Source organism: Paraperibacillus esterisolvens, assembly GCF_046237625.1.
In the GTDB taxonomy this organism is placed as follows: Bacteria; Bacillota; Bacilli; order Bacillales; family DSM-1321; genus Paraperibacillus; species Paraperibacillus esterisolvens.
In genome coordinates this window covers 2761072-2784783 of sequence record NZ_CP143545.1, presented here as the reverse complement: position 1 = coordinate 2784783, position 23712 = coordinate 2761072, and the positions used below count along the sequence as shown (strand labels likewise).

24 protein-coding genes, 1 pseudogene and 1 riboswitch are annotated in these 23712 nt (G+C 45.3%); of the genes and pseudogenes, 21 read left to right on the top strand and 4 right to left on the bottom strand.

Features of this window, described 5'->3' with window-relative positions:
* Positions 1 to 149 precede the first annotated feature (149 nt).
* Complete coding sequence (locus tag V1501_RS14050) at positions 150 to 497, top strand: GNAT family N-acetyltransferase (RefSeq protein WP_409289060.1); 348 nt, start codon at positions 150 to 152, stop codon at positions 495 to 497.
* Between the two features lie 49 nt (positions 498 to 546).
* On the opposite strand, the gene V1501_RS14045 is transcribed toward V1501_RS14050, so the two are convergent.
* On the bottom strand, positions 547 to 1086 hold the full coding sequence (locus tag V1501_RS14045) for a DUF309 domain-containing protein (protein ID WP_409289059.1): 540 nt from the start codon (positions 1084 to 1086) through the stop codon (positions 547 to 549).
* Between the two features lie 173 nt (positions 1087 to 1259).
* Here V1501_RS14045 and V1501_RS14040 point away from each other — a divergent pair, with 173 nt between their 5' ends.
* The 14 genes from V1501_RS14040 to V1501_RS13975 all read left to right on the top strand — a co-directional run bounded on the left by V1501_RS14040 (position 1260) and on the right by V1501_RS13975 (position 14204).
* Positions 1260 to 2024 carry a segregation/condensation protein A gene (locus tag V1501_RS14040; RefSeq protein WP_409289058.1) on the top strand — a complete coding sequence of 255 codons (765 nt, stop codon included), beginning with the start codon at positions 1260 to 1262 and terminating at the stop codon, positions 2022 to 2024.
* Position 2025: 1 nt separating this feature from the next.
* A complete protein-coding gene (scpB, locus tag V1501_RS14035; RefSeq protein WP_409293370.1) occupies positions 2026 to 2586 on the top strand; it encodes an SMC-Scp complex subunit ScpB in 561 nt (186 codons plus the stop codon).
* A gap of 100 nt (positions 2587 to 2686) precedes the next feature.
* Entirely contained in the window at positions 2687 to 3106 is a 420-nt protein-coding gene (locus V1501_RS14030; RefSeq protein ID WP_409289056.1) for a hypothetical protein, read from the top strand.
* Between the two features lie 20 nt (positions 3107 to 3126).
* Positions 3127 to 3615 carry a DUF3907 family protein gene (locus V1501_RS14025; protein WP_409289054.1) on the top strand — a complete coding sequence of 163 codons (489 nt, stop codon included), beginning with the start codon at positions 3127 to 3129 and terminating at the stop codon, positions 3613 to 3615.
* A gap of 115 nt (positions 3616 to 3730) precedes the next feature.
* Positions 3731 to 4615, top strand: coding sequence for a superoxide dismutase (locus V1501_RS14020; RefSeq protein ID WP_409289053.1), 885 nt, complete (start codon positions 3731 to 3733; stop codon positions 4613 to 4615).
* 344 nt (positions 4616 to 4959) lie between these two features.
* On the top strand, positions 4960 to 6111 hold the full coding sequence (locus V1501_RS14015) for a serine hydrolase (protein WP_409289051.1): 1152 nt from the start codon (positions 4960 to 4962) through the stop codon (positions 6109 to 6111).
* Positions 6104 to 6697: a nucleoside recognition domain-containing protein gene (locus tag V1501_RS14010; RefSeq protein WP_409289050.1), complete on the top strand. Its 594-nt coding sequence runs from the start codon at positions 6104 to 6106 to the stop codon at positions 6695 to 6697. Before V1501_RS14015 ends, V1501_RS14010 begins: the two co-directional genes overlap by 8 nt.
* Before the next feature lies 1 nt (position 6698).
* Entirely contained in the window at positions 6699 to 7232 is a 534-nt protein-coding gene (locus V1501_RS14005; protein WP_409289048.1) for a spore maturation protein, read from the top strand.
* Between the two features lie 130 nt (positions 7233 to 7362).
* A complete protein-coding gene (locus V1501_RS14000) occupies positions 7363 to 8094 on the top strand; it encodes a pseudouridine synthase (protein WP_409289046.1) in 732 nt (243 codons plus the stop codon).
* A gap of 97 nt (positions 8095 to 8191) precedes the next feature.
* A complete protein-coding gene (resA, locus tag V1501_RS13995) occupies positions 8192 to 8719 on the top strand; it encodes a thiol-disulfide oxidoreductase ResA (RefSeq protein WP_409289044.1) in 528 nt (175 codons plus the stop codon).
* 17 nt (positions 8720 to 8736) lie between these two features.
* Positions 8737 to 10386 carry a cytochrome c biogenesis protein ResB gene (locus V1501_RS13990; RefSeq protein WP_409289042.1) on the top strand — a complete coding sequence of 550 codons (1650 nt, stop codon included), beginning with the start codon at positions 8737 to 8739 and terminating at the stop codon, positions 10384 to 10386.
* Positions 10367 to 11545, top strand: coding sequence for a c-type cytochrome biogenesis protein CcsB (gene ccsB, locus V1501_RS13985; RefSeq protein ID WP_409289040.1), 1179 nt, complete (start codon positions 10367 to 10369; stop codon positions 11543 to 11545). Before V1501_RS13990 ends, ccsB begins: the two co-directional genes overlap by 20 nt.
* A 164-nt stretch (positions 11546 to 11709) precedes the next feature.
* On the top strand, positions 11710 to 12426 hold the full coding sequence (locus V1501_RS13980) for a response regulator transcription factor (RefSeq protein ID WP_409289038.1): 717 nt from the start codon (positions 11710 to 11712) through the stop codon (positions 12424 to 12426).
* On the top strand, positions 12423 to 14204 hold the full coding sequence (locus tag V1501_RS13975) for an ATP-binding protein (protein ID WP_409289036.1): 1782 nt from the start codon (positions 12423 to 12425) through the stop codon (positions 14202 to 14204). Before V1501_RS13980 ends, V1501_RS13975 begins: the two co-directional genes overlap by 4 nt.
* A 621-nt stretch (positions 14205 to 14825) precedes the next feature.
* Here V1501_RS13975 and V1501_RS13970 read toward each other — a convergent pair.
* Positions 14826 to 15773, bottom strand: a complete 948-nt coding sequence (locus V1501_RS13970) for a DMT family transporter (protein WP_409289034.1) — start codon at positions 15771 to 15773, stop codon at positions 14826 to 14828.
* A gap of 114 nt (positions 15774 to 15887) precedes the next feature.
* Between V1501_RS13970 and V1501_RS13965 the strand changes: the two are divergent.
* The 5 genes and pseudogenes from V1501_RS13965 to V1501_RS13945 all read left to right on the top strand — a co-directional run bounded on the left by V1501_RS13965 (position 15888) and on the right by V1501_RS13945 (position 20553).
* Positions 15888 to 16809: pseudogene (locus tag V1501_RS13965) on the top strand (AraC family transcriptional regulator).
* Positions 16810 to 16949: 140 nt separating this feature from the next.
* Positions 16950 to 17489, top strand: coding sequence for an RNA polymerase sigma factor SigX (sigX, locus tag V1501_RS13960; RefSeq protein ID WP_409289032.1), 540 nt, complete (start codon positions 16950 to 16952; stop codon positions 17487 to 17489).
* Positions 17476 to 18771: a GerMN domain-containing protein gene (locus tag V1501_RS13955; protein ID WP_409289031.1), complete on the top strand. Its 1296-nt coding sequence runs from the start codon at positions 17476 to 17478 to the stop codon at positions 18769 to 18771. The genes sigX and V1501_RS13955 overlap by 14 nt, the downstream gene beginning before the upstream one ends.
* A 172-nt stretch (positions 18772 to 18943) precedes the next feature.
* Complete coding sequence (locus V1501_RS13950) at positions 18944 to 19633, top strand: peptidoglycan DD-metalloendopeptidase family protein (RefSeq protein WP_409289029.1); 690 nt, start codon at positions 18944 to 18946, stop codon at positions 19631 to 19633.
* Between the two features lie 95 nt (positions 19634 to 19728).
* Positions 19729 to 20553 (top strand): histidinol-phosphatase, encoded by an 825-nt coding sequence (locus V1501_RS13945; RefSeq protein ID WP_409289028.1) that lies wholly within the window; start codon positions 19729 to 19731, stop codon positions 20551 to 20553.
* A 68-nt stretch (positions 20554 to 20621) separates the two neighbouring features.
* Here the strand turns inward: V1501_RS13945 and serA are convergent, their stop codons facing one another.
* Positions 20622 to 22196: a phosphoglycerate dehydrogenase gene (gene serA, locus V1501_RS13940; RefSeq protein WP_409289026.1), complete on the bottom strand. Its 1575-nt coding sequence runs from the start codon at positions 22194 to 22196 to the stop codon at positions 20622 to 20624.
* Positions 22197 to 22422: 226 nt separating this feature from the next.
* Positions 22423 to 22560, top strand: a riboswitch (FMN riboswitch).
* A 183-nt stretch (positions 22561 to 22743) separates the two neighbouring features.
* Between serA and V1501_RS13935 the strand changes: the two genes are divergently transcribed.
* Positions 22744 to 23301, top strand: coding sequence for an ECF transporter S component (locus V1501_RS13935; RefSeq protein WP_409293368.1), 558 nt, complete (start codon positions 22744 to 22746; stop codon positions 23299 to 23301).
* Positions 23302 to 23335: 34 nt separating this feature from the next.
* Here V1501_RS13935 and V1501_RS13930 read toward each other — a convergent pair whose 3' ends face one another.
* Positions 23336 to 23584, bottom strand: a complete 249-nt coding sequence (locus V1501_RS13930) for a ferredoxin (protein WP_409289024.1) — start codon at positions 23582 to 23584, stop codon at positions 23336 to 23338.
* Positions 23585 to 23712 lie beyond the last annotated feature (128 nt).

The following is a 23712-nucleotide window of genomic DNA, read 5'->3' as shown; positions in this document are numbered from 1 at the left end:
ACATTCCAAATCCCGGTAAGCATGCCAAATGGCCTCATATTCGAAAAAAAGTTGAATAAGAAATTTTATTTTTGTATGATTATTACGAGCTGGGAAGAAAGTAGATAATATACAAAAATACAGTCTTACCATTAACGAGGGATTATTACATGCTTATTAAGTATAAGAAAAACTTTGAAAAAATTGCCATGGGCCTGCTTTCATTCATGCCAAATGAAAAGGACATCAAAAAGCTTCAGGCTACAATGAAGAAGTACGAAACGGATGAAAATCATCAGCTCTTCTTATGGAAAGAAGAGGATATTCTCGGGCTGATCGGGGTTTCCCTGGAAAATGAGGGAGAATTTGAAATTCTGCATATCTCCGTGAACCCTTCCTACCGCCATCAGGGATTGGGAACAAAGATGGTACAGGCCATCAAACATCAATTCCCGGATCAAAGATTGAGATCGAATGAGATAACAGCTTCATTTCTGGAAAAGTGCGAATGTAAATAACATATAAACCTCTCTGAAGGGAGGCTGGCTAATCCATGTCAGCCTCCCTTCAGTGTGCTCCGGAATGGCCTATATTACGGCGTCTAAGCTCGAGCTGTCTTTGGCGTTCTGCAATCACAGCAGATCTGTCCCTTGTTTTATGCCTGTGTATTAGATCCGTATTATTCCCGTCACTAGGAATGTTCCAGACCAGCCCTGCTGAAGCCGCTCTTTCCCTGCAACGGGAAAGCAGGTTATTAATGAGGGGAATTTCGATACTTTTATATTCTTTTCCACCAAGCAGATGCTCCTCTATCTCATAGAGCACTGCCTTCAATCGCTCAAAATCAACTCCAAGGGCTAAAACCTCATCCCTCTCAGATCCCAAAATCCGGCTGGCCTGCCTGAGCGACCTGGCTGCTCCATTCCTGTTATCCCGACGGAAATGATAGAGCCCGACAGCGAGCTGGATAAATCCCTGCCAGACAGGACTGCGCTCACCGGCAGGGGCCTCTTTCCAATATTCTTCCAGAATTTCATGACACTCGAAATAATCCCGTGTGCAATGGAATTCAATCAAATAATCTAAAAATGGTTCAGGATATTCCATCTGACACCCTCCTTCCTGTTCCTCATTTTAGCATAGAGTTCCACGAAGCCGGCATTGCAAACCCCTCTGATGCCCTGGAATTAAAGATTAGTCTTGGACAATGGGGTGTTATCCTCTATACTATGGATAGTCTGTAAAGATGAAGGCAATATAAAGAAAATCTGGTGAAATAAATGATTTATAACGTTAAAACAGATGCATTTGAAGGGCCGCTCGATCTGCTGCTCCATTTGATTAACCGGCTTGAGATCGATATTTATGATATTCCAGTGGCTGCCATCACCGAGCAGTATCTCAGCTTCATCCATACAATGAAGGAGCTTGAGCTTGATCTGGCGAGTGAATATCTTGTAATGGCAGCAACGCTTCTGGCCATTAAGAGCAAAATGCTCCTTCCTAAATATGAGGAACCTTCCTATGAAGAAGATGAAAACTTTGACATGGAAAACGATCCGCGTGATGAGCTGGTCGAAAAATTAATTGAATACAGGACATATAAACAGGCTGCCGCTGAGTTTAAGCAGCTGGAGCAGGACAGGGGGATGGTCTTCACGAAGCCGCCAAGTGATTTATCTGAATATGCAGCCGGTGCTGAGCAGGATAAACAGGACCTCGATGTGACCCTTTATGATATGCTGGGTGCACTTCAAAAGCTGCTCAGGCGGAAAAAACTGCAGAAGCCGGTTTACGCAAAGATAGAAAAGCAGGAAATTTCTATGGAAAGCCGAATGAATGATATTATGAAACACTTAAAAAAAATCAGCGGCAGAGTTAAATTTCAGGAATTATTCCCGGTTGCTGAAAAGGCGCATATCGTGGTCACCTTTTTATCCATACTTGAATTGATGAAACAGAAAAGCATTCACGTCGAGCAGGAAAATAACTTCTCGGACATATTTGTAGCAGCTAAGGCAGGTGCAGAGTACATTGGAACTTAAAATGAAAGGAGCCCTCGAGGCTATGCTGTTTGCAGCAGGGGACGAGGGGCTTTCCCTCTTGCAGATTTCCAAGGTAATGGAAATTTCCGATACCGAGGCAGCCCAGCTGATTGAAGAGCTCCATCACGATTATGAATCTGAAGGGAGAGGCCTCCACCTCATACAGCTGGCAGGGGTCTACCAGCTTGCCACCAAAAAGTCCTGCTCAGATTATCTAAAAAAATTGGTGGAAACTCCAGGGGCACAAGGTTTGTCCCAGGCAGCTCTGGAAACTCTGGCGATCATTGCGTATAAGCAGCCAATCACAAGGGCTGAAATTGAGGACATCCGCGGCGTGAAAACGGAAAGGCCGCTGCAGACTCTTGTTTCAAAAGGCCTCATTAAGGATGTCGGGAGGGCTGAAGGTGCCGGTCGTGCCTACCTGTACGGAACATCGAAGGAGTTCCTGGACTATTTCGGATTGAATACCATCGAGGAGCTGCCAGAGCTTGAACAAAGCGAAGAAGGCTTTGAAGGTGAAGAGGCGGATCTATTTTTCAGCAATGTCAGTGAAAAGGGGTAATGACACAACTTTCTGAATTGTGTTAAAATTAAGGTGTGCCTGGCTCACTTGATGGGAGCCGTCCTACATAGCGATTGAAGAATCGGAAGGAGAAAAGGTAATGCTTATCCTGAGCTGTAAAGGGTATGAATTAGAAAAGGCTATGCCGACTACATCTGAAGATTTCTTTAACAAATCAGTTGCCTGCTATCGGGTGGAAGGCCTGCAAAAGAGCTTGCACATCGTCTATGTCCGATACTTTGAAGGACTCCTGTCCGATGAAGCTGTCCCATATTCCGGGACTCCCCTTTTTTCGGCTGGAAGCAGGGATATCTACCCTAAGGATGCCGCTGCGCTCGCTGCTTTAATCAAGCACCCGGAATACTGTGTCCGAAAGAGAGTCTACATCAGCGAGGCAAAAGAGTTTACTTCGCTATTTAAAGGACTTGATATGGACCGGTTAAAGAAAGTCTTCGAAGAGCTTGAAAATAAAGGGGAAGTTCTTGTTTCTCCTGCTGAATTCAAGTTGGGGAGCCGTTAACTATTTTCAGGAGGTATACAATGGCCAATACAATTATCCAGACACAGCTTGAAGATGTTAGAACATTCCTTCAAACTTCGGTAACGCAGCTTGAGGATTTCCTGAATGCTGCCACACTTGAGACCCTGCAGACAGAAAAGGCAGGAGAAGAGGCCTTTTATAAAACGCTTCTCTCCAACCTCAGGAAGCTGCTGGTTTATAGTGAAGAGAACCTCGAAGCCTGTAAAGTCATACTTTCTAATGAAGTTTTTCACAAGGCCGCTGCCGAACGCATTTTATACAGGGTATACCACCAGGTGATAGATGAATTCTTTTCTCCAAAGACGGATGTCTGGTACGAGGACAGCAGGTCTGCCTACACTGGCCGAAACTCAATAAAACTCCGCCAGGAAGCACCCGTACAGGTTAAAGAGCTGTTTGGGGCAATGGAAGCAGGCTTCCAGTCTGTACGTGAAGAGCTGGAGTTTTATGAAACGGATTACCGCACTAAACTCATGCAGTCCAATTAAGTCTGAATGCTCCGCCCGATTAGAGGGGGGAGCTATTTTTATGCCAATTCTGTGCAGCTGCTCTGGCATAACCGCCGGATGGTCTTTCATAGATTACTATGGGGGTGTGATAAAAGTGGCTGATTTAAGTCAATATGCAAGAGAAGTTTCAGATTGGATTCATGCTGTGCTGGAAAGTGAATCCGGGAGACTGGTGCAGTCTAATCCATCCATGTACAGTCTCGCATGCAATGTAACGACCATGGCAGCAGAGCTTGAGCATGCCAGGCCGGATGAAGCTTCTGTACTGGCACTCCAGAAAAATGTGGATTTGCTGGCATCGAGGCTGAAGGCTGCCCATGACATCCAGGCACAGCAAGGCCATAGGGAAGCTGCGGTAGGAGCAGGCCGGCATACGCTGCCGCCTCTTACATATCCATATAATTCGTTAGAGCCGGCGATTGCAGAGGAAATTATGAGGCTCCATCACGATAAGCATCATAAGGCATATGTAGACGGTCTGAACAAGGCCGAGGCCATGATGGAAAAAGCCCGTGGCACCGGTGACTTTTCCTTGATTAAGCATTGGGAAAAAGAAGCAGCTTTCCACGGATCCGGGCATTATCTTCATACTATCTTTTGGGAGGTTATGAATCCCAGGGGAGGCGGCAGGCCAAAAGGCAGCCTGCTCCGGCAGATTGAGAAGGACTTTGGAAGCTTTGAAACATTTCAGAAGCATTTCAGTGAAGCGGCAAAAGCCGTGGAAGGTGTAGGCTGGGCACTTCTTGTCTGGGCAGCACGGCCAAGGAGGCTTGAAATCCTGCAGTCGGAATTCCATATGAATCTCACACAATGGGATACCATCCCTATTTTGGTCCTGGATGTATGGGAGCATGCCTATTATCTGCAATATAAGAACAATCGGGCTTCTTATGTAGATAACTGGTGGAGCGTGGTATATTGGCCGAATGCCGAAAACCGCTTTGCTGCTGCGAAGCAGCTGCAGTGGAAGCCCTATTAAATGACAATCCTTTCGAAAACCCGAAGGTATAGTGACACCTGAGGGTTTTTTCTGTGGAAAAAGGGGCGGAGCTGAATGTAATATAATGCTTTCAGGTGCCAGGTTTGCATCTTTTATCCAGCTGGCATTCCTGCCTGCGCCTTGCTCCGCTCCACCGCCTTATTGTGTTTGTTCCTGCTCTTGTCCAGGTTCCTTTCCATAGGCTGCGGGTAGAAACCTCATATTTGTTTTATGGGTCTCAGATTTTATAAAAATCTGTCTGCGTTCAATGGCCCTGCAATTGTCATAACCCTTGTCCTGCTGCATAAACTTGTACAAAACATAAAAGGGAAAGGGTCGTTAGGATGAAACTTTTACATAAATCTGTCCTTATTCTGCTTATCTTTGTATTGGCAGCACCCCTGTTCCAGCTGAAGGCAGGGGCTGCAGGGATATCCACCAGTGCACAGAGCGCGGTTTTGATGGAACAGGCAAGCGGAAGGATCCTATATGCGAAGGATCCTCATGAACGCCGGAGGATAGCCAGCATTACGAAAATCATGACAGCTGTCATTGCCATTGAGTCAGGAAAAATGCACAAAAAAGTGACTGTGACCAGTACAGCGGCAGGTACAGAAGGCTCCTCTCTCTATTTAAAGCCCGGGCAGAAGATGAAGCTTGAAGACCTGGTTTACGGACTGATGCTGAGATCCGGGAATGATGCTGCAGCAGCCATTGCTGAATATGTCGGCGGGAGTTTGGAGGGTTTTGCCATGCTGATGAACCAAAAAGCTGAACAATTAGGCATGAAAGACTCCCATTTTACAAATCCGCACGGTCTGGATAATACAAAGGATCACTATTCTTCTGCCTTTGATATGGCCGTATTGACGCGGTATGCGATGACTCTTAAGGATTACAGGGAAATTGCCGGTACAAAAGTACATAAAGCTCCCAATCCTTACGAGAACTGGGATTACACCTGGAGAAATAAGAACAGGCTGCTTACCCAGCTGTATAAATACTGCACCGGCGGCAAGACAGGCTATACAAAACTAGCGCGGCGCACCCTGGTCACCACGGCTGAAAAAGACGGAATGAAATTAATCGCTGTGACATTGAATGACGGAAATGATTGGGACGACCATAAAGGGATGTTTGAATATGGATTTAATAATTATGAGGTAACAGACCTGATGGAAGCCGGGAAAATAAAACGGATTGCGAACAAGGTCTATAAGGACAAGATTTACGCCCGCAACAGCTTTTCATATCCGCTCACAGAGGATGAAGCAGCGGGGATCACATCCAGCCTGAAATTGCTGAAGCCGAAACAGGATTGGAAGAACGGCGGGGAAGTTCCCCAGATTGTCGGGAAAAAGGTTTTTTATCTGGATGGAAAGGAAATCGGCCACCGGAACATTTTTTATGGAAAGTATAAAGAGCCTGCTAAGCCGTCCTGGATTCAAAGTTTTAAAAAAATGTTCCTGACAGCGATCGGCATCCGCCATGGTTAATTATATTTGGGCAGGAATGACTTTGGCTGGAATCATATTTGCCATGTTTAACGGCACAATGGAACAGGTGAATGAAGCTGTTTTCAAGAGTGCTGGCGAGGCAGTCACTCTATGCATAGGGCTGGTGAGCATTTTGGTTTTCTGGCTTGGAATCATGAAGGTGGCTGAAGATTCCGGCCTCCTGGAGAGGATCTCCATGCTGTTTAAGCCGCTGGTCCGCCGGCTGTTTCCGGAAGTCCCGGCCGATCATCCGGCAATGGGATATATCATATCCAATATGATGGCCAATCTTTTTGGCCTCGGGAATGCCGCTACCCCGCTTGGCATAAAAGCCATGGAGCAGCTGAAGAAGCTGAATGGCGGGAAATCATCGGCCAGCCGGTCGATGATTACCTTTTTAGCCATCAATACTTCGAGCATTACGCTGATACCGACTACCGTGATTGCGATAAGGATGAATTATAAGGCAGCCTCCCCAACGGATATTGTCTTTCCTACACTGGTGGCCACCATTTTTTCGGCATTCGCCGGCATAGCCATCGACAGGTATTTTTATAACAGGAGAAAAAAGAAGGGGCGGGAGTAACATGCAATATCTGAATGTAATCTCTCTCTGGATCATCCCCGTTTTAATCGGCTCGATCCTGCTGTATGCCATGCTGAAGAAAACTCCGTCCTACGAAAGCTTTGTAGAGGGGGGGAAGGAAGGCATAGGCATGGCGTTTTCGATTATTCCCTTTCTTGTGGGCATGCTCGCTGCCATTTCTATCTTTCGTGCATCCGGAGCCATGGATGCCCTGGTCGGCCTGGTCAGGCCTATGTTCAATCTGATAGGTGTACCCTCCGAAATCGTCCCGCTTGCCATTATCAGGCCAATATCTGGAAATGCTGCTCTTGGAATGACAAGCGACCTTATTTCGGCTCATGGGCCTGATTCTTTTATTGGAAGGCTTGCATCGGTCATCCAGGGAAGTACGGATACGACCTTCTATGTCCTGACTGTCTATTTTGGGGCTGTCGGCATAAGGAAAATGGGAGATGCCCTTAAAGTAGGGCTTCTCGCCGATCTCGCAGGAATTACTGCCGCCATACTTACGGTCATTTACTTTTTTGGAAAATAAGGATATTCTGTAAGAGTCCGGGAGCCTGGTGTTTCCCGGGCTCTCTTTGTTTTTTTCTGCAAATATGTCATAATTGTGTATCACGTGTTTAAAGCATTTGTCGAAGTATGATGTAAAGGATGATTTATAAATGGAACGGTTACAGAAAGTGATAGCCCATTCGGGTGTTGCCTCAAGAAGGCACGCTGAACAATTAATTACAGAAGGCAAGGTCAAAGTGAACGGCAAGATTGTAAGGGAGCTGGGAACAAAGGTCGGCCCAAATGATAAGGTAGAGGTAAATGAAGTCCCCCTGCAAAAAGAAGTACCAGTCTATTACCTGCATTACAAAGAACGGGGAGTCATTTCAGCTGTCACTGATGATAAAGGCAGAAAGACAGTCATCGACTTCTTTCCAGAGGTAACCGAGAGGATTTATCCGATCGGAAGGCTTGATTACGATACGTCAGGGCTGCTCCTGCTTACGAATGACGGGGAATTTGCCAATCTGCTCATGCACCCAAGGAATGAAGTTGAAAAAGTGTATGTTGCCAAGATAAAAGGAATCATTTTCCGTGAAAATATTAAAAAGCTGGAAAGGGGCATTAAGCTTGAGGATGGCATGACTGCACCAGCCAGGATCAAGGTTTTGTCCGCTGACAAGAAAAAAGGAACGTCCATCCTCGAAATTGTCATTCATGAGGGGAAAAACCGCCAGGTGCGCAGGATGTTCGAAGCGGTTGGCCACCCAGTTATTAAGCTGAAGAGAGAAAGATATGCAAGCCTTGATTTAACGGGACTTTCGCCTGGAGATTCCCGCGAACTGACGCCTCATGAAGTAAAGCAGCTCAGAACGCTTGCACAGAGTCCTGGCAAAAAGTAAAAGGTTGTCACAAACAATTCAAATTAAAAAAACGTTTCCATTTGGCTGAAATGGTATAATTTCCTGTGAGTCTACTTTTTATTTAGGGGGGGAAGGTATGGCAAAGAAACAGCGGCTGGCCATGAGAGCGGTTATCCTTTTCATTCTTGCGGCGGCTTTGGTTTACGCATTGTATGCCAACCTGACTAGAGCGGATATTGATAAAGTGAAATTGAATTCAGAAGCACCAAACTTCGTCCTGGAAGATATGAACGGAAATAAGCATAAACTATCGGATTATAAAGGGCAGGGAGTTGTCCTTAATTTTTGGGGAACCTGGTGCAAGCCGTGTGAGAAGGAAATGCCCTATATGGACAGCCAGTATGCAAAGTTCAAGGACAAGGGTGTCCAGATACTGGCTGTGAATGTAGGGGAGTCCAGCTACGCCGTGGAGCATTTTGCAGATAAGTATGGTCTTGATTTTCCAATCATGATCGATAAAAAAAGTGAAGTGCAAAATGCTTACCGGGTGGACCCGCTGCCTGTAACCTTCCTGATCGATAAGGAGGGCAAGGTTATCGACCAGATGACTGGGAGCCTGACTGAGGCTGAAATCGAGCACTTCATGAATAGAATTAAACCTTAAGTTAGGGAGTTTTACAGATGAAAGAAGTTAAATGTGCATGCGGTCATATCAATCCTGTCGGTACAACCCTGTGCGAGGCATGCGGAAGGGTGGTCGGCGAGGAGGCTGGCAGTTCCAAGCTTCTTGATATGCGTTATGAAGCCAGTCCTAGACGGTCACAGTACTACAATAGAAACTTTATAGATAAAATATGGAGTTTTTTTTCTTCTGTCAAGGTCGGTGTCTGGCTGATAGTACTTACTCTCACAGCATCCGCCCTTGGCACCATTTTCCCCCAGGAAATGTACATACCTCCAACAATACCCGCTGTTCAATATTATGAAGAAGAATACGGGACGCTGGGGAAACTGTATTACCAGCTGGGCTTCCACAATCTTTACAGCTCATGGTGGTATATGATTTTAATAGCCTCCATCGGGATTTCGCTTGTCATATGCAGTCTTGACCGGGTGATTCCGCTTTATAAAGCACTGAAAAATCAAAGGATCTCACCAAGAGAGGGGTTCTTGAGAAGGCAGAGGCTGTTTGGCACCACGGAGATTCATGAGATTGACTTTGAATCTGCCAAAAAAGCGCTGTCAGCCAAGAGGTATACGATAAAAGAAGAAAACGGAAATATCCTGGCTGAGAAGAACCGTTTTTCCAGGTGGGGGCCGTATATAAACCATATTGGTCTGATTATCTTCCTGTTTGGAGCCCTGCTCCGTTTTGTCCCGGGCATGTATGTGGACAAGGTGGTCTGGGTGAGAGAAGGGGAAGTAAAGGAAGTTCCCGGCACAGGCGGCCAATATTATATAAAAAATGAAAAATTCACACGCCAGGTCTATGACAAGGAAAATGAGGACCAGGTCTATAATGAAGCCCTCAGCAAAAATCCGGCAGTCATCAAGAATTTCCAGACAGACGCTGTTCTGTATGAAAAGCAGGGAAACAGCCTGCCAGGTGAACAGCCAGAGCTTAAAAAGGTTGAGTCTCATAGTATCCAAGTTAATAAGCCTATGAAATATAATCATTTTGCTTTCTATCAATCTGAGTATAAGCTTGATGAATTATATAAAATGAAATTCAGGCTGATCGACCAAAAAACAGAGGAAAGCTTCGGGGATATAACGATAGACTTATATGATCCCAAAAAGAAGTATGAACTTGGAAATGGTTACAATGTCGAACTTCTGAATTATTTTCCTGATTACGATTTTGACGATAATGGGGAGCCTGTCACAAAATCAAAGATCCCAAACAATCCTGCGTTCGTCTTCAATATGGTTACACCCGATAAGCCAAAGGGAGAAGCCAGCTTTGTAGCCATTCAGCAGACGATAGAACCGGAAGGCAATAATAAATACAAAATGGCCTTCAATGGCGTCGAGACCCAGAATGTATCCGGTCTGACTATCAGGAAAGACATGACACTATGGTTCCTGGCAGTCGGAGGAGCGATTTTCATGATCGGAGTAATCCAGGGAGCCTATTGGAATCACAGGAGAATATGGCTGCAAAAGCATGGCGGCGAAGTATGGGTAGCCGCCCATACAAATAAAAACTGGTATGGTTTGAAGAGGGAAATAAGCTCAATCTTAAAGGACACTGAGCTGAATGAACCTGAGGACCAGCTTGACGAAAAGTCAGTAAGGGGGATGCAGCAAGGTGGCTCAGACAAGCAGTAATCTACTGTATATTGCATTTGTTTTATATTTAATCGCGACGTTCTTCTTTGCCGGATCTATAAAAATCAATAAGGATAAGACAGCAAAGAAAACTAGCAGGTGGGCTCAGCTCGGCATTTTAATTACAATAGCGGGATTTGCCGCACAGATTGGCTATTTTATCACAAGATGGATTGCTGCAAAGCATGCACCGGTAAGTAATCTATTTGAATTCACGACTTTCTTTGGGATGATGCTCGTCGGTGCGTTTATCATCATCTACTTCATGTACAGGACTTCAGTGCTCGGTGTCTTCACCTTGCCGGTTGCACTCCTTGTCATTGCCTATGCGAGTATGTTTCCGAAAGAAATTACGCCGCTCATCCCGGCCCTGCAGAGCGACTGGCTCCATATCCATGTGACCACCGCAGCAGCTGGGGAAGCAGTCCTTGCGATCAGTTTTGCTGCAGGACTCATATATCTTATAAAGTTTGTGGACCAGTCCAAGAGCAGCAAGAGGACGTTCTGGCTTGAAATGACGCTGTTTTCATTGATTGCGACTCTGGGGTTCGTTATATTATCAACATCCTTTTCCGCGGCCGATTATAAGGCTGAATTCAGCTGGGTTGATAAGCGCGGAAAAGAGGCTGAAGCCGTTTATAAAATGCCGCCGCTGGTCGGCCCACACAAGCACGAGGCAAAAACAGGAGGGGCAATGGAACCGCTGGTCGAAGTTCCTTCCCTGATCAATGCAGTGAAACTGAATACTTTTATATGGTCCATCATGGGCGGGATTGTATTGTATGCTTTGCTGAGGCTGATCTTCCGGCGCAGGATTGCAGCTCTCCTGCAGCCGCTTGTACGAAGGATAGACCTTGATCTAGTGGATGAAATAGGATATCGTTCCGTTTTGATCGGATTTCCGATCTTTACCCTCGGAGCCTTAATTTTTGCCATGATCTGGGCGCAGATGGCCTGGACCAGGTTCTGGGGCTGGGATCCAAAAGAGGTATGGGCCCTCGTCACTTTCCTGTTTTATGCAGCTTTCCTTCACCTCAGACTATCGAAAGGGTGGCATGGAGAGAGGTCAGCCTGGCTTGCCGTTATCGGTTTTGTCATCATCATGTTTAACCTGATTGCCGTTAACCTTATCATCGCAGGCCTGCACTCTTATGCATAAGAAACCGGAAAACCCGCCTTCTGGCGGGTTTTTTGATAGAAAGAACCTCGACTAAGGGAGGAATTTAGCATATTGCAATTATTTCAACTATAATGGAAGAGTCCATTTTAGTTTTTAATTTCACTTTTACATAGTATTAATAAACTTGCAGGGGGCGTTCGTACATGGAAAAAGATTATAAAATCCTCGTGGTGGATGATGAGGAAAGAATAAGGCGCTTGTTAAAAATGTACCTGGAAAGGGAAGGGTATGTGATTGAGGAAGCTGAGAACGGGAATCGGGCACTGGAAAAGGCACTTGAGAATGACTATGATCTGATTCTGCTCGATATCATGATGCCCGGCAAGGACGGAGTGGAAGTATGCCGTGAATTGCGCGAAAAGAAATCCACTCCCATCATCATGCTGACTGCCAAGGGTGAAGAAATGAACCGGGTACAGGGGTTTGAGGCTGGTACCGATGATTACATAGTCAAGCCGTTCAGTCCCAGAGAGGTGGTATTGCGGGTAAAGGCCCTCCTCAGGAGATCTTCGAGTACAAGCTTCATCCAAACAGAAACTTCTACAAAGGACATCATTGTATTTCCGCATCTGACCATCGATAATGATGCACACCGGGTGATGGCCGACAGTACTGAAGTGACACTTACACCTAAGGAGTATGAACTTCTGTATTTCCTGGCCAAATCCCCGGATAAGGTGTTTGACCGGGAGCAGCTCCTGAAGGAAGTCTGGCATTATGAATTTTTCGGGGACCTCCGGACAGTGGACACTCATGTGAAAAGGCTGCGCGAAAAGCTGAACAAAGTATCAGAGAATGCAGCTAAAATGATAGTGACCGTCTGGGGGGTAGGCTATAAGTTTGAGGTAGTTAATGAATGATACTCTGGAGAAGTGTAGTAGGGAAGCTATGGGCAACCATCCTGCTGCTGGTTTCATTTGTATTGGTCATTCTTACCGTCCTGCTGTTGGAGTTCTTCCAGAATTATCATAAGGATGAGATTGAAGGCCAGCTTTCCGCCACGGCCGGCCGTATCGTCACCATCCTCCATCAGCATAAGGATATCGATACGGCCCTTGAGATTTCCTCAGAGCTTGTTGGCAAAGCAACAAAGGTAATCGTCATTGAAGACAGGACGCATAATTTTGCATCAGAAAATGTCAGCGACCCAGTAGGAATGATTGAAAATATAAAAACCAATCCTGATCTTTCAGACGTGATTGAAAAGGAGAAACGGATCAGCCGCCAGATGGAATTTTTCCTGGGCTCGGAAAAGGAGTCCTCTACTGTCATTATCGTGGGTGTCCCGGTCAATATCAATGGTGAAAAAGGAGCTGTATTTTTGTATCAATCCTTAGAAGCCATGGAGGCAACCGTTCATTCGACCACTAAATTCATCTGGCTTGCTGCTGGAATAGCGGCTGTACTGACCACCATTTTCGCCTTCTTCCTTTCTACAAGGATCACGGCTCCCCTTCGTAAAATGAGAGAAGCTGCCTTTGAAGTGGCACGGGGCAAGTTCGATACCAAGGTGCCGATTTTATCCCACGATGAAATCGGCGAGCTGGCAACAGCCTTTAACCAGATGGGCAAACAACTTAAATTTAATCTGAACGCACTAAGCCAGGAAAAAGAAAGTCTCGCGAGCATACTAAGCAGCATGGCGGATGGCGTCATCACCTTTAACAGGGACGGCACCATCCTGATCACCAACCCGCCTGCCGAGCGCTTCCTGCAGTACTGGTATAATGAAAAGGGCTTCAATCAGGAAAATCATGAAGGAGTCCCTTCAGTGCTTATGAAGCTTTTTGAACAATCCGTGGAACTTGAAGCGGAACAGGTTGGCGAAATCTCGGTTCAGCGCCATAGCTGGGTGCTTGTGGTCAGTCCCTTGTATAATAACAAATCAATCAGGGGAGCGGTCGCTGTCTTGAGGGATATGACAGAAGAAAGAAGATTGGACAAGCTGCGCAAAGACTTTATCGCCAATGTTTCACACGAGCTGAGAACACCCATAGCCATGCTGCAGGGGTACAGCGAAGCCATCATCGATGACATTGGTTCTGAAGAAGACAAAAAAGAAATGGCACAGATTATTTACGAAGAATCCCTCAGGATGGGACGACTTGTCAATGATCTGCTGGACCTGGCAAGGATGGAATCCGGGCACATGTCCCTGCGGAAGGAAGACATAGAGATAGCTCCATATCTGAAGAGGGTAGTCTATAAATTCCAAGGACTTGCCAAGGAAAAAAACATATCCGTATCTATGGACATAAACGAACCGGATAACGAATATTACTTTGACCCGGATAAAATTGAACAAGTGCTGACCAACCTGATTGACAATGCCATCCGGCACACCCCTGAAGGCGGGAATGTCAACATACTCCAGGCAGAAGACGAACAGCTCGGCCTGATTATTAAAGTACAGGATTCAGGATCCGGCATCCCAAAAGAAGACCTGCCTTTCGTATTTGAGCGCTTCTATAAAGCCGACAAAGCCAGGACAAGAGGACGCTCAGGTACAGGACTGGGGCTTGCCATCGCCCAAAACATCATCACCGCACACGATGGCAGCATAACCGCCCAGAGCCAGCTCGACAAAGGAACAACATTCACCATCAACATCCCGCAAAAAATGAAAGAAAACCATTAAAAAACACGATTAATCTTGTTTCCTATGGAACAACCCCAAAAGCGGAGAACGGTGCTTTTCAAAAAAACAGATTAAAAGCAGAATGTAATGCTGTTTAATCAGAAGAAATAAACTGCGCAGAAAAGCAGACACCTGACAGGCATAAGAAGAGCGGCGGGAAAAGGCCGGTCTTGCCTTTACCCGGCGATCAGCTTATGACCAAAGGTGTCAGTTCGGAGCTGGATGACCCCAAAAGCGCAGACCGGTGCTTTTCAAAGAATGTTTTATAAAGAGTAGAATGTGATGCTGTTTAATCGAAGAAATAAACTGCGCAGAAAAGCAGACACCTGACAGGCATAAGAAGAGCGGCGGGAAAAGGCCGGTCTTGCCTTTACCCGGCGATCAGCTTATGACCAAAGGTGTCAGTTCGGAGCTGGATGACATCCAAAAGCGCAGAACGGTGCTTTTCAAAGAAGGGATTAAAAAGAGCATAATGTAATGCCATTTAATCCAGAGCTAAATACAACTTAGAAAAGCAGACACCTGACAAGCATATTAGACGGAAAGGCCATGGGAAGCGATATCCCATGGCCTTTCGTCTATACCGAAGGTATAACCTGCCCTAACCTATGTACCCCCAATTTACCCCTCCAGCTTGCCGCCCTGCATGACAGCCTGCTTTTCAGCCGGATCCGGTTTTTTCCCAATGGCAAGTAACAGCACAACTCCGATAATGCACAGAGTGCCAAGCCATTGATAGCTGCCAAAAGGCTCCTTCAGCCAGAAAACGGTAGTCGCGACTGCTGCGAGCGGTTCAACGCTGCCTAAAAGACTTGTTTCTTTCGGGAATAAAGTTTGTAAACTTTCAATATAAAACCAAAAGGCAATCATTGTGCCGAAAATCACGACAAATAAAAGATAAATATAATTTTCAGCCGTCAAGCTTTTGAAGTTCATCAGCCAGGGCGGATGTACAAAGCTTAGGGATATGCCGCCGATCATCATGGCCCATCCGACGATTACGAGGGAATCGTACTGTTTTAGCAATGCAGCGGCATATAAGGTGTAAAAAGCAAGGGCCAAACCTGATAATATGCCCCAGAAAACGGCAGGAGGAGGGACTGACAACTGAGTGAAAGAGCCGTTTGTCAGTAAGAAAAAGGAACCGGCAAGTCCAAGGCAGACACTGATACAGTCAGTCCAGGAAGGACTGGATTGCCTGCTCAGCAGAAGGTACCCGATGATGAAGAGTGGAGCCAGATACTGAAGGAGGGTTGCAACAGCTGCATTTCCGTGATTGATGGAGGCCATGTAAGTATACTGGACTCCCAGCATACCGATTATCCCAAATATGATCAGCTGGGCAGCATTCTTTTTAGATTTCCAGACTACCCAAATTTGTGAGCGGTCTTTGGTGAAAAATTGGACTGCCAGAAGCAGGAAACCGGCGATGAGCAGCCGTATAGCAACAAGCCAGTTTATAGTGACAGCAGAATCCATGAATAGCTTTTTTGTGAGTGTTCCTCCAATTCCCCAGAAGACGGCACCGAGTACTACAAGAATCAGGCCCTTTTGTCTCTTCGCACGCATTTTAATCCCACCTATATAAAAATATAATGATATTGTAATCATAAGGCAGGAATTTAACTATTTATATCTGAATTGAGTATAAAAGTATAACAATATTGAGGTGGGTACATGCAGATTAAAAATTTTGTAGTAGATCCCCAATTGAAGGAGCTTACCGAGCATCGTACAGTTGTGCTGCCCATAGCCTGTTATGAAACGAAGATAAGAGACAATGATCATGGATATATTCCGCTTCACTGGCATGAGGAGCTTCAATTCGTCCTGATTTTGAAAGGGGGGGGCCATCTTCCAGGTTAACGACCAAAGAATAGACCTCCAGACAGGGGAAGGTTTGTTTATCAACAGCGGCTGCCTTCACATGGCGGAGGAAAAAGCTCTTTCTGAATGTGTGTACATCTGTTTGAATGTATCACCTCAGTTTATTTTGCTGCCTGAGCTGTATACAGAGTATATGAGTCCCTATATCCATAATGCCAGTCTGCCCTTTCTATTATTGAATCCCGGAGATGCCTGGGCAAAGGAAATATTGAATTTAATCAGGGAGATTACTAAGACATTGAAGAGCAAGGCTCCGAACTATGAAATGGATATTTCCATACAATTAGCGCTGCTTTGGAGGACTATGGTTACCCATGGATTTCAAACAGTCGACGAGAAGGAAGGAATGCAGGGCAATGAACGTTTGAAAAAAATGATCCAGTGGATCCAAGTTCATTATCCAGAAAAAATCATGCTGGAAGACATTGCTAGAGCCGGGCAGCTCAGCCGGTCTGAATGCTGCCGTTATTTTAAACGGATATTAAAGAAAACGCCTTTAAATTATGTATCAGAATATCGGATTAGAAAAAGCCTGCTCTTCCTGCAGCAGCCAGGGACTACTGTGACAGAGGCTGCGTTTCAGGCTGGTTTCAACAGCACCAGTCATTTTATAGAAATATTTAAAGAAAACATGAAAATGACGCCGCTGGCCTACAAAAAAAGCAAGCGATCCAGTCAGCCTTCCTTGATGCAGGGCCAGAATCCGCCCATTAGCTAGAGGCTTGGCTTTTTCCGTTTTTAGAAACACAGCTTTTCTTTATTCGATAATTCTTCCAATTTACCCAGAATAATACTATATTTATATTGTAACTTTTTAAAAGTCAGTTCCGACTAATAATGTAACGGAGGTGGGGTAAAGTGGACTCCGTTTTCCAAAGGATCTATGATAATTACCATCAGGATTTATTTCAATTTTTATTTTATATGGTAAATAATCGGGAAACTGCTGAGGATCTTGTACAGGAAGTATACATCAGAGTATATAAATCATTTGAGAGTTTCCAGGGAAAAAGCAGTGAGCGGACCTGGCTTTACTCCATTGCGAGGAACACAGCCATTGATCATTTCAGAAAACACAAAAGCTGGAAGCAGAGACTGCTCGAGAATTTTGACTGGGGCAGGAATGAAATTCAGGATGAACAGCCGCTGCCCGAGGAATTTATACTGGAGCAGGAGGAGTTCAGACTGGTATATGAAAGTCTTGACAGATGTACGGTCGACCAAAAAACGGTCATTGTCTTGCGGTACATACAGGAATTAACTATATCTGAGACTGCAGCCGTCCTGGGCTGGACGGAGAGCAAAGTCAAAACTACCCAGCACAGGGCACTGAAGAATCTGAAGAAAATTATCAGCGAAGAACCTGAGAAAGGAGGGGTGAGAATTGAAAAGATATGATCTCAGCGAACAGCAGATTGAAGAGGCATTAAGGAAATTTCCGGCTGTAAAAGATGAAAGAAGCAAAGCGGAGATTCTCCAGAACATCGAACTGCGCTCAAATCGGAGAAGAAAACGGGAAAAGCGCTGGATTCCGGCTGCAGCCGGTGCTGCCGCTGTTCTTCTATTCTCAATACTTGCCTCTTCTTATCTCCATACAGAACAAAAATCTAAAGACAGCGCCGCTATTCATCAAGATCTGTCAAACAGTTCAAAAAGCACAGGGAGCCCTGACTCTCCGGCTGCCCCTGAGATAGCAGAAAAAAGCGCCGAGCCTGCAGAGCCTCCTGTTCCAGAACGTAAAGAGGATATCAGCGAAACCTCCGAAAAGAAAACAGAAGATGGGGCGGAAACAGTCCCTAAAACTGAAGAAGGGGAACCCATAGAGGAGGAGGATGAAAGCAGCCCGCCGCTGCACGCAGCCTCTGCGCTGACCGGTACCTTGTTAAGCACAGAAGCATCGGAGGAAAAGTCTTTCATTACCATTGGCGTACCTGACAATAACGTCAATTATGTAATCCCCCTGACCTTTGAAGCGGAAGATGGTGCGGACAGGCATCAGCTATTCCAGCTGCTCCTTGAGAAGATGAACAGCTTGGATGAAGCCAGCCTTGGTTTACAGGATTATTACCCATTAGATCTTAAAATGACCCCGGGATCCGAGGAAAGAACGGTGAATGTCGATTTTCCGGCTGATACAAATTTTAGCAATTTATATGAGCCGGCTTTATTAAGAGCGCTTGAAGAAACATTTAAATATCAGGGCTATTCAAAAATTTTATTTTCTACCGGAGGCAGTCCCGGGGTAGAACTGCCTGAAACAGGCTACAAGACTGAGGAGGACATATTGCCTCATTCCAAGAGGCCAACCTTTATTTATCAGGCGGATGAGAGTAAGCCGATGCTTCTGGTGCCGGGAAATACAGAGATTGATAACATTCAGGATGCGCTGAAGGAAATGAAGGCTGCCGAGCCACAGGGATCAGTTGCCCCTTCCATACCAGCCGGAATCAGCATCGAGTCGGCTGTTGAAAAGGGCGATAAGCTGGAGCTTACATTTACAAGTGAAACATCCTTAAAAGAAGATGAGGAAAACCTGCGCGCCATTGAAGCAATCCTTCTAACAGCAAAAGAATACGGTTTTTCGGGGGTTATCTTCAAGTCCCCGCGAATTTCTAAGGTTGGTCCGTATAATCTGGATGAAGAAGTGCCGGTGCCGGCGGCTCCAAATTTAATCCATTAAAAACATAACCTGACAGGGACTTCCCGGTCAGGTTTTTTCCTGTTTTGTGAATATTTCATGCCATGCCGGCTATCCTAAACAAATGTGTATGAAAATATTTCCATGATCTGGAGTAATGGATGATCATAGGACGTCATAGGAATTAGAGATATGCATTTTTAAGGAGGAAGTTATGCTCGACTATGGAAGAAGACTTTTGATTGCTCTGCTCATTGCCTTGTGCATTTCCTTATTATTTATAGGGGGCAATCGGATGCAGGCGGCCGAAAAGCTGCCGGAGGGTTTTATCTGGCCGGCTGAAGGGGTCATTACCGACCATTTTGGAACCAGAGGGGGAGCTCATAAAGGAATAGATATAGCAGCTCCGATAAATACAAAAGTTATAGCATCCAAAGCGGGAGAAGTAAGCAGGGCTTACTTCTCGCCTTCCTATGGAAATGTGGTATTCATCCGGCATGATGGGCAGTACGAAACCGTGTATGCCCATTTAAACACCATACTGGTGAAGCCTGGGGACTCCGTTAAAGGCGGACAGGCTGTCGGCCTGATGGGGACGACAGGCCATTCAACCGGTGTGCATCTCCATTTTGAAATACATGAGGCGAATTGGACGTTCAGCAAGGAAAATGCCATAGATCCATTAATCGCGCTAAACGATGCACAAACTCCCGTTCATGCGGCGGTGGCTGTCCAAAAGGAAGACAGCAATAACAGTCCGCAAAAGATATACAGGGTAAAAAAGGGAGATACTTTATGGTCCGTTGCCGTAATGGCCGGGACCAGTGTGGATGAACTAAAGGGGATAAATAATATGCGGGCTGATAAGATTCTGATTGGACAAGTTCTTACGCTGCCGCGGTGAGGGTAATTATTGTCGAAAAATTATAAATTTTTGAGCCGGAGTCCTGGTAATTTCCCTGTCCCCTTGTATAATTAAAGGAATATAGGGGGGCTAGTATGCTGACTGATTATCATAACCATTTAGAAACAGGGACCTTGACGCTGGAATATCTTAAGAAATTTACTGACAGCGCCCGGCAGAAACAAATTGATTTTTTCGGAATTTCTGAACATGCCTATCATTTTTATGAAACGGCAGACATTCTGCAAAATGAATGGGTAAATCCCAGGCGTTATTATAAAATGGAAGATTATGTTTCTTTATTCAAGCAAGCCTGGGAGGCAGATATTGATGTTAAAATGTCTATTGAAATGGATTACACACCAGGCAGGCATAAAGAAATGCAGGCTTTCATCCAATCCTTTGACTTTGATTACATAATTGGCTCTATCCATTGGATTGGTGATTTCGGAATCGATTTAAAGGAGTATATGCACGAATGGGACAAAAGAGACATATATGAGATATATCGTGCCTATTTTGATCAGGTTGTCACACTGGCGGAAAGCGATTTATTCGATATCATCGGCCATATGGACCTCGTCAAGATTTTTAATTACGTCCCCAAGGATGAAGAGTTTTTGCTGGAACAGTTTGACCGGGCAACTGATGCCTTGAAAAATTCGAAAACCTGTGTGGAAATCAGTACAGCCGGATTAAGAAAACCTGTTGGTGAGCTGTATCCGGACAAGCGTTTGCTTGATATGTGCTTTGAAAAAGGGATACCGATTGTATTTTCCTCAGATGCCCATTTTCCAGAACATGTAGGAGCGGACTTTGATCAGGCAGAAGCACTTGCCATCAGTTCCGGTTATCAAGATTTAATGACATTTTCTAAAGGGAAAAGGCAATTGGTGCCGCTTGGTAAAGGGAAGAGATAAGCGGAAAAGAATCCAGTAAAAGGAATGAAAAAGAAGGCTGCCGGATGTCCCGGCAGCCTTAACTGTTTTTATAGCACTATATTATGCAAAAATGAAATATCTTCACTTAATTGAAGTTCATTCAGGATATTGGTGTCAAGAGGCTTATCAAAAGTAAGTACCATGATGGCTTCTCCGCCGGCAGATTTCCTTCCGACCTGCATGGTGGCGATATTCACTTCATAGTCCCCGAGGATCTTTCCTACTCTCCCGATTACACCAGGTTTATCCGTATGCTGAATATAAAGAAGGTTGCCTGAGGGCAAAAAGTCGATATTAAAACCATTGAGGCTTAAAATCCGGCCCCCGTACTGCTGGATATAAGAACCCCTGATTTCAAAGTTCCGGTTTTCAGTCCTGACTTCCAGCGTAATTGAATTTGCATAGCCATATGTATTGTCAGATGTTTTTTCGCCTAATGTGACTCCACGTTCCTTGGAAACCAGAAGTGCGTTCACTTCATTGACTGTAACATCCACAATTCTCCTGAAAAAGCCGGCCGCCAGTGCTTTAGTCAGCATGCTTTGTTCGAAATCATCCGGCAGTCCTGCATAAGTGACGGACAGCTCCAGCACTGCACGTTTAGTAAGCTGTGACGCAAGTGCTCCCATCTGCCGGGCGAGAAGATAGTAAGGCTGGATTTTCATGAATACTTCCTTTGAGACCGCAGGAAGATTGATAGAGTTGGCGACCGGGCTGCCATTCAAATATTGCAGTACCTCTCCCGCCACCTGTGCTGCAACATTCAGCTGGGCTTCACGTGTGGAGGCTCCAAGGTGAGGAGTGGTAATGACTTTGTCAAGCTCAAGCAGCTTATTGCCGAAAGGTGGTTCCTCGACAAATACATCAAGGGCTGCCCCGGCAGCCTGTCCTGTTACGATTGCTTCATAAAGAGCATCCTCATCGATGATCCCGCCGCGGGCACAATTGAGGAGGTATACTCCTTTTTTACACAACGAGAGTGTATCTCTATTGATCAGACCCCGGGTTTCTTCTGTTAGCGGGGTATGTACAGTGATGAAGTCAGCATTCTGCATTAACTCTTCAAGGGAAACCGACTGGACGTTCAGCTGCCTCGCTCTTTCAACGGAAAAGAACGGATCATACACCAGGACATTCATGCCGAAAGCTTTAGCCCGCTTTGCGATCTCTCCGCCAATTCGTCCCATTCCGACAATACCAAGGTCCTTGCCATAAAGCTCCGTGCCTACATATTCCTTGCGTTTCCATTGGCCCGATTTTAGTGAGGAATGGGCCTGCGGGATATGCCTGGCAAGGGAGGCCATCATGGCAAAAGTATGTTCCGCCGTAGAAATCGTATTGCCATCCGGCGCATTGATGACAACAATCCCGCGTTTAGTAGCAGCAGAGACATCGATATTGTCTACACCCACCCCGGCACGGGCGATAATCTTGAGCTTGGGCATCGCTTCCATAAGTTCTTCTGTCACCTTGGTTTCGCTTCTTACGAGCAAAGCGTCGATGTCTTTGAGAAGGTCCGTTGATTTTGAGGCAGGCTGCTGATACAGCTCTATATTGGGTGCTTCAAGAAGAGGGGCAAGCCCTTCAGGCTTGATTGCATCCGAAACTAATACTTTGAACAAAGAGAACACCTGCCATTCTGTAATATATTGAATTTTTTGTTTATTCTAACGAAAGGGACTTTACCTGTCAATTTATCTGACAACTCATGTAAGCGCTTAACAGGGCGGATCGATTGGTAAATTGGCGGACAAAATTTTTTTTGAACCATGGTGTTGAAAAAGTCAGGCAAATATCTTCACATCGAGAAAATATTGCCTTATAATAAATGGGAATTAAAATTAAATAGTCTATCTTCGGGGCAGGGTGAAAATCCCGACCGGCGGTGATGAACCAAAGAGTTCTAAGCCCGCGAGCCTTTTTGATTGGGCAGGATTTGGTGCAATTCCAAAGCCGACAGTATAGTCTGGATGGGAGAAGATGGAGGTTCTGATACGTTCAAAATTCATCATGAATGGAACGTCTATTTGAATTTGCCGCTTTCTCCCTTCAGTGTAATAACTGAAGGGTTTTTTAATGGCATTTCAAGTAAGAACCTTTCCTCTTTTTTTCGCGGTAGACAAAAAGTGAGGAGAGATTTTATTGGGTAAGCAGCAAAGAGTCAAGACAATGGTGGGGATTGGAATGTTCAGCAGCATCGCTTATATCCTGATGCTTTTGAATTTTCCTTTCCCAGGTTTTCCGCCCTATCTTTTGGTGGATTTCAGCGACATACCTGCATTGATTGCAGCGATGATTTTTGGACCGCTTGCAGGAGTGCTTGTAGAATTGATTAAGAATACACTGGACTACCTGATGACTGGGGCAGCCACTGGTGTACCGGTAGGACAGGCTGCAAACTTTGCAGCAGGGATCCTGTTTGTCCTTCCGACTTATTATGTCTATAGAAGGCTGAGTTCTAGAAAAGGGCTGGCAGCAGGACTTATTGCAGGGACCATCACTATGAGCATCATGATGAGTGTTCTGAATTACTTCGTATTTCTTCCAGCTTATACTCTATTTTTAGGTGCTGAGTCAATGTCCAGCGAAGCCGCGAGGCAAACGATCGTTTCATCCATCCTTCCTTTCAATGTAGTGAAGGGGCTGCTGATTACTGTAGTGTTCATGCTTCTGTTTGCAAAGTTAAATACATGGCTTAATAAACAGGCTGTTTATAGAAATATATAAAAAACAATCCCGCTGGATAACAGCGGGATTGTTCTTATTCAAACTTCAAAGGATTTCCGTCAAATGGCTCGTCTGCCACTTTGATGGAATCAGTAGGACAGCCTTCAAAAGCGTCCATCATGTCGTCTTCTAGGACATCCGGAATTTCTACGATGCCTTCATTATCGTCAAGAGTAACATAGGCGATGCCTTCATCGTCATAATCATAAATGTCTGGAGCGGCCGCACCACAAGCTCCGCAAGCAATACATGTTTCTTTATCAACAATTGTATATTTTGCCATCAAATACCCTCCCATAACTAATCATTATGTACTGTGTTTCCCTTTACCGTATAAAAGAAAACATAACTACTAAGCTACATTGTAAAACTGTTTATTAAACTTTTCAAGGACAAATGCGAAGCGCACCG